Annotated in this window: 10 protein-coding genes and 1 pseudogene; 2 read left to right on the forward strand and 9 right to left on the reverse strand. The window is 36.9% G+C overall.

Translation table 11 applies throughout. The features are described from left to right. Positions 1 to 56 precede the first annotated feature (56 nt). A complete protein-coding gene (locus ACFIMQ_RS02925; RefSeq protein ID WP_375607820.1) occupies positions 57 to 998 on the forward strand; it encodes a glycine--tRNA ligase subunit alpha in 942 nt (313 codons plus the stop codon). Continuing rightward, complete coding sequence (gene glyS / locus ACFIMQ_RS02930; RefSeq protein WP_375703356.1) at positions 998 to 3,220, forward strand: glycine--tRNA ligase subunit beta; 2,223 nt, start codon at positions 998 to 1,000, stop codon at positions 3,218 to 3,220. Before ACFIMQ_RS02925 ends, glyS begins: the two co-directional genes overlap by 1 nt. Before the next feature lie 737 nt (positions 3,221 to 3,957). On the opposite strand, the gene ACFIMQ_RS02935 is transcribed toward glyS, so the two are convergent. From ACFIMQ_RS02935 to ACFIMQ_RS02975, 9 genes and pseudogenes are all read right to left on the reverse strand, one after another. Further along, on the reverse strand, positions 3,958 to 4,452 hold the full coding sequence (locus ACFIMQ_RS02935) for a F0F1 ATP synthase subunit B (protein WP_375703357.1): 495 nt from the start codon (positions 4,450 to 4,452) through the stop codon (positions 3,958 to 3,960). A gap of 11 nt (positions 4,453 to 4,463) precedes the next feature. Further along, a complete protein-coding gene (locus tag ACFIMQ_RS02940; RefSeq protein ID WP_375703358.1) occupies positions 4,464 to 5,030 on the reverse strand; it encodes a F0F1 ATP synthase subunit B in 567 nt (188 codons plus the stop codon). 131 nt (positions 5,031 to 5,161) lie between these two features. Then, positions 5,162 to 5,392 (reverse strand): F0F1 ATP synthase subunit C, encoded by a 231-nt coding sequence (locus ACFIMQ_RS02945; protein ID WP_004860748.1) that lies wholly within the window; start codon positions 5,390 to 5,392, stop codon positions 5,162 to 5,164. A 54-nt stretch (positions 5,393 to 5,446) separates the two neighbouring features. Next, a complete protein-coding gene (locus tag ACFIMQ_RS02950; RefSeq protein WP_375608581.1) occupies positions 5,447 to 6,205 on the reverse strand; it encodes a F0F1 ATP synthase subunit A in 759 nt (252 codons plus the stop codon). A 7-nt stretch (positions 6,206 to 6,212) separates the two neighbouring features. Next, positions 6,213 to 6,647, reverse strand: a complete 435-nt coding sequence (locus ACFIMQ_RS02955; protein ID WP_375703359.1) for an AtpZ/AtpI family protein — start codon at positions 6,645 to 6,647, stop codon at positions 6,213 to 6,215. 2,119 nt (positions 6,648 to 8,766) lie between these two features. Next, positions 8,767 to 10,194 carry a ribosome biogenesis GTPase Der gene (der, locus tag ACFIMQ_RS02960; RefSeq protein ID WP_375703360.1) on the reverse strand — a complete coding sequence of 476 codons (1,428 nt, stop codon included), beginning with the start codon at positions 10,192 to 10,194 and terminating at the stop codon, positions 8,767 to 8,769. A gap of 4 nt (positions 10,195 to 10,198) precedes the next feature. Beyond that, a complete protein-coding gene (locus ACFIMQ_RS02965; protein WP_375703361.1) occupies positions 10,199 to 10,870 on the reverse strand; it encodes a tetratricopeptide repeat protein in 672 nt (223 codons plus the stop codon). Between the two features lie 492 nt (positions 10,871 to 11,362). Then, positions 11,363 to 11,628, reverse strand: a pseudogene (locus ACFIMQ_RS02970) (XRE family transcriptional regulator). 104 nt (positions 11,629 to 11,732) lie between these two features. Then, positions 11,733 to 13,505, reverse strand: a complete 1,773-nt coding sequence (locus ACFIMQ_RS02975; RefSeq protein WP_375616348.1) for an SLC13 family permease — start codon at positions 13,503 to 13,505, stop codon at positions 11,733 to 11,735. Positions 13,506 to 13,560: the final 55 nt, after the last annotated feature.

A 13,560-nucleotide genomic window follows, 5' to 3' on the forward strand; every position in this document is an offset into this window, starting at 1 on the left:
AGAGAAACTAAAATTACTTTGGTTTTTTGTTTAGTCCAATATAAAGAGTATAAAGCGTGAAACTGCCTGAACATCTTAATCCCACACGTTCTTTTCAGGGACTCATATTAACTTTGCAAAATTATTGGGCGCACTATGGATGTGCGATTTTGCAACCTTACGATATGGAAGTTGGAGCTGGGACTTTTCATCCAGCAACAACATTACGCTCTCTAGGTCCACGCCCTTGGAAAGTTGCTTATGTCCAACCCTCTCGACGTCCAACAGATGGCCGATATGGTAAGAATCCAAATCGTTTACAACACTATTATCAATTCCAAGTGCTTCTCAAACCCTCTCCGCTCAATCTACAAGAACTTTATATAAAGTCGCTACAAGCTATTGGACTTGATACAAAATTGCATGATATTCGCTTTGTTGAAGATGATTGGGAAAGTCCCACTCTTGGTGCTTGGGGGCTTGGATGGGAATGCTGGTGCGATGGAATGGAAGTTTCTCAATTTACTTATTTTCAACAAGTGTGCGGCATTGAATGCGCTCCAGTTTCAGGGGAACTTACATACGGTCTTGAGCGTCTAGCGATGTATATCCAAGGGGTTGATAACGTCTATGACCTTAACTTTAATGGTTTGGAGGGAGAAAATAAAATAAGTTATAGAGATATTTTTCTACAGGCAGAACAGGAATACTCATATTACAACTTCGAATTTGCTGATACAAAACTGCTCCATCAGCACTTTATCGATGCAGAACGCGAATGCAGCGCACTTCTTGATGCTGGAAAACAAAATAAAGAAAATGCATTCCATCGCTGTGTTTTTCCTGCATATGATCAATGTATTAAAGCGAGCCATATCTTTAATCTTTTGCAAGCACGTGGCGTTATTTCTGTAACCGAGCGGCAAAATTACATTCTGCGCGTTCGCGATCTTGCACGCCGTTGTGGGGAAGCCTTCTTACTCACAGAAGCTGGACAAATATACACGGGAGAAGCCTAATGTCTGATCTTCTTCTTGAACTTTTCAGTGAAGAAATCCCCGCACGCATGCAACGAAAAGCTGCTGCTGATCTTAAAAAAGCTGTTACGGATCAACTTGTGAATGCTGGATTAACCTATAAAGCCGCTCGTGAATATTGGACACCTCGTCGACTAACATTGGACGTACGCGGACTTTCTATACGCTCAAAAGATATCCATGAGGAACGCAGAGGTCCCAGTACAAAATCACCACAGCATGCCATTGATGGTTTTCTGCGTGCAACGGGGCTCAACGATATTTCTGAAGCATATCTTGGACATGATGATAAAAAAGGCGATTTTTATATTGCTAAAATTGTTAAAAAAGGTCAGCCTGCAGAAAAAATTATTGCCGATATTTTACCAGATATTATCCGCAACTTTCCGTGGCCGAAATCTATGCGTTGGGGAAAAGATTCCGCAAAAAGTGGTGTTCTGAAGTGGATTCGACCTTTACAAAATATTCTTTGCATCTTCGGACCAGAAATTGGCGAAACACGTGTTGTTCCGTTTACAATTGGTTCTCTTAAGAGCAATAATCTAACTTATGGTCATCGTTTCTTAAGTGACGGAAAACCATTCCAGGTGCGTCGCTTTGATGACTATGTTACTCAACTTGAAACACATAAAGTCATTCTGGATGCAGAAAGACGAAAGAATATTATTTTAGCTGATGCTCAAAATCTTTGCTTTGCAAACGGTTTAGAACTGGTTCAAGATAATGCCCTCCTAGAAGAAGTTTCTGGCCTTGTTGAATGGCCTGTTATCCTTATGGGTGATTTTGACAAATCATTCCTTGATATTCCTCCAGAAATTATTCGCTTGACCATTCGAGCTAATCAAAAATGTTTTGTCACCCGTAAACAAGGGGAAAAGATAAAACTTTCTCATCATTTTATTCTCGTTTCTAATATTCTCGCCAATGATGAAGGCAAAGAAATTTCTAAAGGAAATAGTAAAGTTGTCCATGCTCGTCTTTCTGATGCACTCTATTTTTGGAAAACAGATCAGCGTGATTTGCCCGATATTAAACAATTGGAATCTTCTATAAAAAAATTTGATCTTGATATAAAAAAACCTCTTGATCAAAGAATGGCGCGACTTGATCATTTGAATGTAACTTTTCACGCCAAATTAGGTACACAAGGCGCAAGAGTAGAACGCATCGCTACACTCGCACAAAAAATTGCACCTTTGATACAAGCAGATCCTCTCTTAGCGAAACGTGCAGCAGTTCTTGCAAAAGCTGATTTACAAACAGAAATTGTCGGAGAATTTCCTGAACTGCAAGGAACAATGGGGCAAAAATATGCCCTTCTTCAAGGAGAAGATCCTCACGTCGCTGTCGCAATCGAAGACCATTATAAACCTCAAGGACCAACAGATCGTCTTCCGCAAGAACCACTTGCTATAACAATTATGTTAGCCGACAAAATTGATATGCTCGTTGGCTTTTGGCTCATTAATGAAAAGCCAACGGGTTCAAAAGATCCCTATGCGTTAAGACGAGCAGCACTGGGAATTATTAGGCTTGTACTTTCGCGGGATTGGAAAATCAATCTTATGCCACTGTTTCAGTTGGCAACGAATCTTTTTTTACAACAAAGAAATAAAGATGAAAATTCTCAAAGGGAAAATCCACAATTGCAGAATCTGCTTCCAGAAAAGACAGAATATATTTTATCAGATCTGTTATTCTTTTTTCATGATCGTTTGAAGATCTATCTAAAAGAGGAAGGTGCTCGTTATGATGCCCTTGAAGCAGTTTTAAACAAAAAGTCTGATGATTTTTTATTGGTTGCACGTCATGTCGAGTCGCTTATTGCTTTTATCAATACAAATGACGGAATGCGCTTTGCAACCTCTGTAAAACGTACTGCCAATATTCTTGAAAATGAATTTCAAAAAAGCACAACAATAACGAATGAAATTAATCCTGAACTCCTTATTGAGGAAGAAGAAAAGCAGCTCTACCGTGCAATCTATGAGGTAGAAAGAAAGATTCTTGCCACCATCAATACAACAAATTTATCGCTCTCTCTTAGTGTGTTAGCGCCACTCGGAAAATTGATTGATATATTTTTTGAAAAAGTATTGGTGAATGATAAAAATCCAGATGTTCGTGCTAACCGTCTTGCTCTTCTCAAACGTGCTCACACTATTACACAATCGGTTGCAGATTTCTCAAAACTTGTCATTTAAAACTAAAATATCCTATCAATTAATAAAATCATGAAATTGATCTCCTCTCACACCTCAAAAGATGGAATTTCCTACCAGCCTCTAGCCTATCAACAGTCCAGCTTCTCTCGTCGTGTTCCACCTGCTGACCACTCATGCAATCCACTTTATAGGCACGACAGACACGCCCTACCCTGAATACTGATCACGATATTTAAAAATAACTTAATACATAAAGCTTATTGCCTTATATCACCCCTCTACACAACGGTATTTTACAGCACAACAAGATATTGATTTATAATGATCAATTTATCATTTTTCACATTCAATAAGAATATAGAATAAAATAAGAATCTCCCCCTTTAAACTCTCCGCTTACAAGAAATAACCGTATTCATAAAAGAGATCAATATGCAGATAAAAACTCTTGAGAAATGAATCAATGTGTTTCTCATAAACCACGCTAAATGTAAAAGCAGTTGCTAAATACAAAAGTAGCCACAAAATTTTAGAGAATAAGACAATAATGCTGCAGACTTATCACTTAATAATCACAAAGATGATGATACTTTCTATAGGTATTATAAATCATCACGAATAGAATCAAAAACAGAATCTAAGCGCGATAGCACACCTCTCTAAACTCAATGCAAAACCAATACAAAATTAGCCTCGCACCACAATTTAAGAGATAAAGCATTCAATCTTGAAAAATTACCCATCTAAAGAAGCAATTCTTTATCTTCAAGAAACCATTAATTAAGATATGTTTTCATTTTGATCAGTGATTCTTTCGCAAGAGACTCTGTAATGAGTTTATCTGCCTTGTTAGAATCTAATTCTCTTGCAATAAGGGTACGCGCTGTAGAAATTGCCAAATCGATAGCAGATGAAGAGACCATGCGTATTGCATCCGCTTCTGCCTGAGCGATTTTTTGCTCTGCCAATTTATTGCGGTTTTTTACATATTCTTCTGCTTTTGTACGAGCCTCAGCAATAACAGATTCAACTTCATGCTTTGCTGCAGCAATAATTTCTTGTGCATCTTTTTCTGCTTCTGCATGTTTGCGTTGATATTCAGCCAATATTCCCTGTGCCTCTTCACGAAGACGCAGAGCCTCATCCAGTTCATCTTTGATACGTTTCGCGCGCGCATCAAGATGGTGTATAATCCTCTGTGGAATTTGGAAATAGACTAAAAGAGCCAAAAAAAGAACTAACCCAACAAATGCCCAAAAAGTATCAGTCATCTTTGTCTTCCTCAATAATCCGCAGTTTTAATAACTAAACGAACAGCCTCTTTGCTGATATCAACGTCAATCAATTTTTTCACAATTTCAAGAGCTACTTCTTCAGCGATAGAACCAACATTTTGCATCGCTTTATCCCGAATTTTTGCTATCTGTTTTTCAGCATCTGCGAGTTTTTTCTCTAAACTCTCTTCAATTTCTTTCCGTTCAAGCTCCACCTTTTCTTTTAATTCTTCACTAGCTACCTGCGCTATAGCCTGCGCGTTCAAACGCGCTTCTGCTAATTTCCGCTCATAAGTTTCAACGACAATGTCTGCTTCTTGCTTCATGCGCATTGCCTGATCTAAATCAGATGCAATTCGATCTCGACGTGTTTCAATAACACCACCAATACGCGGCGCAATAACACGAGAAATAAAAAGATAAAAAAGCCCGAAAGAAATTGCCAACCAGAAAAAATGCGAACTAAAATGTACAAAATCAAAAGGTGGAAACACACGATCTGCTTTCTCTGCCACTTTTTTAATATGCTCTATCGACGTTTCAGTATTCTGTGCATAAGCGCTGGGAAAAAACATCTTCTTTCATCCTTTAAATAACTTATAAAGCCCTCTATAACTGATGATAACCGACTAACATCTCTCTGGTTAAGAGTAAAAAGGGTAAATCTTTCCTCACGTAGAGAACAGATATACCCTTTTGATGATGATCAAACCCCAAAAAGAAGTAATAAAGCAATGAGCAATGAAAAAATTCCCAAAGCTTCTGTTACAGCAAAACCAAAGACGAGACGCCCAAACTGACTATCTGCTGCTGATGGATTTCGTAATGCACCAGAAAGATAGCTACCAAAAATATTACCAAGCCCTAAAGCTGTTCCAGCCATACCAAAACAAGCAAGACCAGCGCCAATATATTTTGCTGCAAGCACTAATTCCATATTATTCTCCTTTAAAGTGAAATTGTATTATTCGACGGAAAACCGCCAGTTCTATTAATGTCCTGGATGAATTGCATCATTAAGATACATACAAGTTAAAACCGTAAAGACGTAAGCTTGAAGAAATGCGACCAAAAATTCAAGAGCGGTAATCGCTACAGTCATAATAAGCGGTAAAATCGAACCACCAACACCTACAAGCCCTACCCCAACCATTGATACAACAAACCCAGAAAACACTTTGAGCGTAATATGACCAGCAAGCATATTCGCAAAAAGACGCAGAGAAAGACTAATTGGACGGGAGAGAAAAGAAATAATCTCAATCATTGTCACCAGAGGCAAAACCACAACAGGAACCCCACTGGGAACGAACAGTTTCAAAAAACTGATCCCATGCTTATAAAAGCCATACCCAATCACCGTCAAAATCACCACCATTGCTAACGAAAACGTAATCATGATCTGAGATGTAACCGTATAAAAATAGGGAAAAAGACCAATAAAGTTAGCAACCAAAATAAAAGTAAACAAAGAAAAAACTAAAGGAAAAAACTGCATTCCCTGCACGCCAGATGATTCCCGCAGAGTTGATGCTACAAACTCATAGGCCATTTCTGAAAGAGACTGCATCCGCGTTGGAACCAATCCACGACTTGAGGATGAAATGAAGAGAAAAATAGACGTCACAACAACCGTTATAACTGTAAACAATGACACATTCGTAAACGATAAATCCATATTTCCTATGGAAATCTTAATCAGCCGAGAAACCTCAAACTGATGAATAGGATCTGGAGCGTGCGCTGTCACTTCAACCTCATTTATCGGACCTTTCATTGGTCCCTTTATTTTGTTCATCTTGGCGCAATACGCCTTTTTTCCCTAATTGGCTGGAGGAAACATACCCCACAGACCGAAGAATACTCAATACACCAGCAGCAAATCCAAGGAAGAGAAAAAACATCAATCCCCATGGCCATGAACCTACTAACTTGTCAAACCCTACCCCTAAAACAACACCAACTATAATACTTGCTAAGAACTCACTGGAAAGCCTAATTGCATCTGCTATCCTTCCTTGTGATTTTTCCCGCTTATTCTTACCTTCCCGCTTCTTTAATGCGAGCCTACGCACTAAAGCCATGCTTAAGTTCTTACTACGACATTCCAAATCTTCTGAATGAAAACACTCCTCTTGCTTCTTCTCTTCAGCTTCCTTGAAGCTTATAACGGGTCTTTCGCCCATCGCCATCATTGGCTCCTTAATCAAAAAGCAAAGAAAAATGCATCTCATAAAACCGTGCGTATCATATTGTTCCTGAATTTATTCGTCAAGATCCTAAAAGGAATCTATCACAATTTATCGTATAAATTTTATCGCATAAATTAACGTATTTTTCAATTTTTAACAAAGATATTTTTAGGCACCTAAATCGATTCCACAATAGCACCTGTGAATGTATAATAAAAAGTTCCCATGAATAATATAAAACTCATAAAGCCATCATCTTTATGCTTAACAAAATGTGTAACCCGATACCATCATACTATGTTTCTCATCTTTCAATGTTGTACTAATCCTCGTTTTTAAAGAAAGCATAAAAGGCATATTTTCAATCATTTTTAATCACATCCCCCCTTCTTGTGATGTAAAAACAAATAGTTTTGATTAATTCAATATGAATGCGTAAAAATATCTTAATACTCAGAGTTCTTATTCAAATCGAAAAATTATAAACTATCATTATAAATCAATACCTTGCACTTAAAAAGTGTAAGAATTTCATTAATAGCCATTTTCATTAACCCATGATGAGTAAAGCCTACGCAATTGATGCACATTCAGTGAATATATGTTTAGTATATTATGTTACCAAGAATAATGTTTCAATGATGTTTATAATTATCTTATTAAAGTATTATACGGTATATTTTATCTGTTTTGTGGAGATGAATTCATATACATTCAAAATATTATAAGTGATATCAATAATTATGATTTTGAGGGAAAGCAAAACAGCATCACATTTGTTTGCAAGCTAGAATGATTATGTGCAAATGTGTTCATGTTTAGTATTCTAAATTTAACAATGATTTGATTTATCAAGATAAATTATCATTTTTTATATTAAATTAAGAATGCCGAATGTCGTAAGATTCTTTACATTTCAAGCTTGTTCATATTACATCAATCAAAACTATTTGTTTTTACATCACAAGCAGGGGAGTGTGTGATTAAAAATGATTGAAAATATGCCTTTTATGCTCTCTTTAAAAACGAGGATGGGTACAACATTGAAAGCTGGAAAACAGTATGGTGGCGTTGGCTTACGTCTTTTATTTAAATAAACTCATACTTTTTATTTTAATGAAAATGAGAATACTCTGCGGATTTTATATGAACCTACTCGCAAGGTATTTTACATATACCATTACGGACATCATCATGAAATGAACCTGAAGGCATTAAGAGAGCTTTCTTTAAATACGAGATCTTAATAAATCTATGATTCTAAATAGCTCAGACCAATAGAACACATAATATTTGAATACGATCACCATATCGCTTTATACAATTTAATCCACTTGTTGAATCTTACCCTTTATAATTGAATATTGATAGATTCAGCAGGTATTTTTGCTTTTTATTTAGATAAACTATCGCAAGCAAAAGCGCTTATTCACACCCTTTATTTTTATGAAAAGATAATTTAATGTTTCTTTTCAAACAAGCACATAGTTATATTTCCCCACCCTCATATTGCATCTATTCTTTCATTTAAATAACCCATTAAGAGAATCGTGTGCTCTTTCTTAAATACTCCCCCTATTAAACTATTCTTATAACATGCGAATAAATAATTTTATCAAGAGATAATTAAAATGAGAGAACTTTATTTAATAGCAATATACTGATTTATAAAGATAATTCATTTTAAATAAGAATTCCGAATATCTTAAGATTCTCTCATTCCAAATCTCTCTATGTTGAATCAATCAAAACCATTCGTTTGTATGTTACAAGCAGGATTAGCGTGTGGATAAAAACATAGAAGAAAGGAGAAAAAATGCCTTTTATGAATCGTCTTAATTCAAGAGCTGTAACAATATTGGGAGCTTGCAAAGTGTGTGATGATACCGGCTTGTTACTCCATAAGCGTAAAAATGGGGCGGATCAATAGCGTTTATGATCAATGATTATTGATCAATCAAGATTTTAGCAAATAAAGAATTTTTTTCTTTTATGAAAAGCAAGATATTGTCTGTTGAGATTATTAATTCATTCTTATATTTAGAACGCAATAGATCATCAAAAAGCTTATTTCTAAGATTCTGAAGTAGAGATTTCTTTCACTTAAAAAATTAAAGCGCTATCTTTTCTTCTTGGAACTTGCCGCAAAAGGATTATCAGAGGCTCGTAAGGATATGCGAACTGGTATACCAGACATATCAAATGTTTCACGTAACCCATTGATAAGGTAACGTAAATACGACTGAGGCATAACTTTGGGACGCGAGCAAGAAATCATAAATCCAGGAGGACGCGTCTTAATCTGTGTGATATATTTAACCTTAAGTCGACGCCCCGAAACCGCAGGCGGTGGATGATGTGCCACAACAGTTTCAAGCCATTGGTTCAATTTAGCTGTCGAAATGCGACGATTCCATACACGGTGCATCATCATCACATTTTCCATAAGTTTATCAATTCCTTGACCATATTGTCCCGATAAAGGAACAGCCCTCAAACCTCGAACTTGAGGAAGAAATCGTGCACATTTTTCATGCAAATCAATCAATGTAGCCTGACTATTTTCAATAAGGTCCCACTTATTAAAAGCAATAACTGGCACACGCCCTTCACGAATCACAAGATCAGCAATTTGTAAATCCTGCTTTTCAAAAGGCATTGTTGCATCAAAAACAATGACCACCACTTCTGCAAAACAAATAGCACGCAAAGTGTCCGCAACGGATAATTTTTCTAATTTTTCTTGAATTTTCGATCTTCGACGCAAACCTGCAGTATCAAAAAGTTTAACATGACGACCACGCCATTCCCAATCTACAGAAATAGAATCACGCGTGAGCCCTGCTTCTGGTCCTGTTAACAACCGCTCTTGTTTCAGCATACTATTGATAAGAGTGGATTTTCCTGTATTGGGGCGCCCCGCAATTGCAATCCGAATAGGCTTATCTTCATCGTAAATAAGCCCCTCTTCTTCCAAATTGTTTATATCATCACCAACAGATGCAGACTGTATCGTGATATCTTCTTCTTTGTTTTTGTCAAAAGCGCGTTCTGACCCAACAGCATCTATAATTGCATCACGAAGATCACTAAGTCCCAAACCATGTTCAGCCGATATTGGACACGGCTCCCCCAAACCCAATGACCACGCCTCATACTCTCCTCCTGTTGCCGCTCTTGACTCAGACTTATTGGCAACAAGGACAATGGGCTTTCCTGATTTGCGAACCAATGAGGCAAAGTTTAAATCACTTGGTGTTATTCCACTCTTTGCATCAAATACGAATAAAATAAGATCCGCTTCATCGATCGCAGCTTTTGTATGAGCACGCATACGCCCTTCAAGTGTATAGTCACCTGCTTCTTCCAGCCCAGCCGTATCAATCACATCAAAACGTAGATCTTGAAGTTTTGCCGCATGAATACGCCGATCACGTGTTACACCTGGCTTATCATCAACCAAAGCCAACCTTTGCCCAACCAAACGATTAAAAAGTGTTGATTTCCCAACATTGGGACGACCAACGATAGCAATGGTAAGGCTCATCTATTTATTCCTTATTTGCCTTGCCCTCAGCCTGCATAAGCTCAAGCATCATTCGAGCCCGATCTGTTATTTTTGAACCCAAAGCACCTTCTTTAGAAATTTTCTTAAAATAATAAACCGCTTCATCCATTTTATCTGCTTTGTAAGCAGCTAAACCCAAAGCTTCTCTTGCCGACATACGCATAGGATCGACATCACTTGCCATCTCTTTGATGCGCTTTTTGACATCATCCAAAGTTCCTGTATCAACTAAAATATAGGCTGCTCGAATTTTTGCAACTTTCCGCAAAATCTGCGGTGCTTTCTCATCCGCTGCAACAGAATCAAAGATCTCCACTGATTTAATCATATCACCTTGCTCCATGAGTAAAGAAGCCTCCCGCAAACGAGCAAGAAAAGGATATCCTCCAAAGTTAGAGTCTTTAACACTCTCCAATTGCTTTATCGCTTTATCAAAATGACGTGTATCCGCAAAATTAAGGCTTTTTATAAATGCGTCACCAATATGGCTGGCTTTCTTTATTTGTGCATGATGATAAATTTGATAAATAATTATCATGATGATGAAAAGAAGGACTGCTCCAATAATTGAAAAACCATAACGTCTCCAAAAAGCAAGCGCCTTTTCCTGACGAAATTCAGCATTAACTTCAGCAATAAAACTATCATACGACATATATCATACCTTGTAAAAATTTACTCTCTGCGCTTTTACGCATAAATGGACAAAGATGGTAGCCTAAATCAACTAAAATCTTTAAATTACTGATTTATTTATTTCAAATCGACATGTAACCAAATCAATTGGATTTTTGCAACTGTCTTAGTCAAAAACGATGTAAACGTTCTTTGAGCTTACATCACAACTTTTGAATCTTATAAAAAAATCACTGCTTTAATATTATCCATGATTGCCTACCATCTTCAGCACCCTCCCCTCTATTATATGAGAGATATCTTTTAAAGTCTTTAACACAATCATTGTATTGTATTCGATTATAGGATTTTAATACTATTCTTTATTCATCTAGCTTACTGTATTTATATATCTTTTTTAATATGAGGGATGCGTAAATAAAAGTTGGGGAATAGAATTTCGCAATAGCCTCTACAAAAAGCATACTTCATGGAGTGTTTCTAACATTTTTTTTAAATCTGCTCACGCCCCTTAAAATAAGACATCTAAAAGTAGCATAAATGCAACAACAGTTTCATGTTGCAACGGATTAGACGGTTTGATTGTAAAATTCTTTCGACAAAGATAGACTTCTTTTTTAACAGAGAAGCTTTTTCTTGATCTAAAGCATAGAATTCTATGATTTTCTCTTCCATGCCTACTGGAACAGATTTTCTACCAATTTCTACAGAAGATAAAAATGACACAGATAAACCTAATTTATCAACTATATTTGAAAGACTTTCTGAATGATCAATGCGAAGTTTTCATAAAATTTTGCCAAAGAAAGTGTATCCCTTCAATTTATCTTTATACAATTAATAACCTTTTGTAATGGATATTCAAAGCTTCTGAAAATATCTTATTGTAATGGCCAAACCCACATAAGCATTGGAACAGCAATAATAACGATCAACACCGCCAATGGAGCCCCCAAACGTGGATAATCACTAAAACGGTATCCTCCTGGTGCCATCACGAGCATATTGCTTTGATGTCCGATAGGTGTAAGGAACTCACAGCCTGCACCGATTGCAACAGCCATTAAAAAAGCTTCAGGCTTATAATGGAGAGAATGAGCAAAACTTGACGCGATTGGTGCTACCATCATCACCGTTGCTGCATTATTCAAAAATGGCGTGACCAACATGGCTGTCACCAACATAAGTGCTAAGGCACCAGATGGCGGGAAAAATATTGCCAATTGGCTCAACCATTGACCAATAAGATCAGTACATCCTGTTTTCTCTAACGCTTCACTCACTGGAATAAGAGCCGCTAATAGCACTAGTATTGGACCATCTAATGCCTGATAAAGATCACGCGCTGGCAAAACGCGAAAGATAACCATTGCAGCAGCAGCAGAAAAGAAAGAAAAAGCAACTGGAACAATATGAAAAGCTGTAAAAATAATTGCTATAAATAAAATAGCCAAAGATATAAAACCATGTCGTAAATTTCCAAATACAATATTTCGTTTTGCTAGGGGCAAGCATTTCAGTTCCCTTAACAAATTTGGAATAACTGCATCCTGTCCTTGCAAAACAATCACATCTCCAAGATGAAAGATAATATCATCAAGTCTTCCCCGCACTCTTTCATGTTGACGACTTAACGCAAGAAAATTTACGTTATAGCGATCAAATAGGGAAAACTCTTTCGCACTAATACCAATAAGAGGTGAATTATGGGTGATAACTGCTTCAATAATATCAATGTCACTGTCCTTATCACCTGTAGAAATAGTTCGCCCCTTAGAAAACTCTAAACGAGCAGAGTTTATCACACTATCTAACCCTGTATGTGACCCTTCCAGCAAAACAATATCGTTTTCAGACAAAACAAAATCTGGTAATGGTGAAATAGATACTTTGTTTCTGATGATTTGAATCACCATAACATCACCACTTGATGGCTTAACCAAATCAACAATATTTTTCCCCACAATCGGTGAATTTATTGGAACATGCACCTCTGCAACATAATTACGAATATCAATGGCATCATCAAATGATACACCTGAACGTACACGCACAGGCAAAAGCCAATAAAACAAGACCAAATATAAAACACCAGCCGTCGCAATAACCGCACCAACTGGTGTAAAATCAAACATCGTAAAAGGTGTTCCTGCTAAACGTTCCTGCATCGCTGAAATAACAACATTGGGGGATGTTCCTATCTGTGTCATAAGCCCCCCCAATAAAGAACCAAAGGCCATGGGCATCAAAAAAACAGAAGGAGAAACCTGAGAACGACGAGCAAACTGAAAAGCTATCGGAAGCATAATAGCCAAAGCACCAATGTTTTTAACGAACATTGATAACACGACAACAGAAATAACCAAAAAAGCTAATTGAAGACGCACCGATTTCACCTCTGGCCATATTCGTTGAATAATAAATTCCATTATACCAGAGCGAGATACAGCAGTACTGACAACAAACACACTCCCCACAATAATAACGATATCATTACTAAAACCGCTAAAAGCCTCCTTCGGACTAACAAGACCAAGAGCACAAGCTATTAACAATGTACAAATAGCGACGAGATCATAACGAAATCGATCCCAAATAAAAACAACCATCATAAGACCAATGATCAAAAAGGTCATTATTTGATTTTCTGTCATAACACTCACCTCTCCCCATTAAATTATAATGAATAAAAACATATCTTTGATGTTT

The organism is Bartonella sp. AD13SXNS, from assembly GCF_042196465.1.
GTDB lineage: Bacteria > Pseudomonadota > Alphaproteobacteria > Rhizobiales > Rhizobiaceae > Bartonella.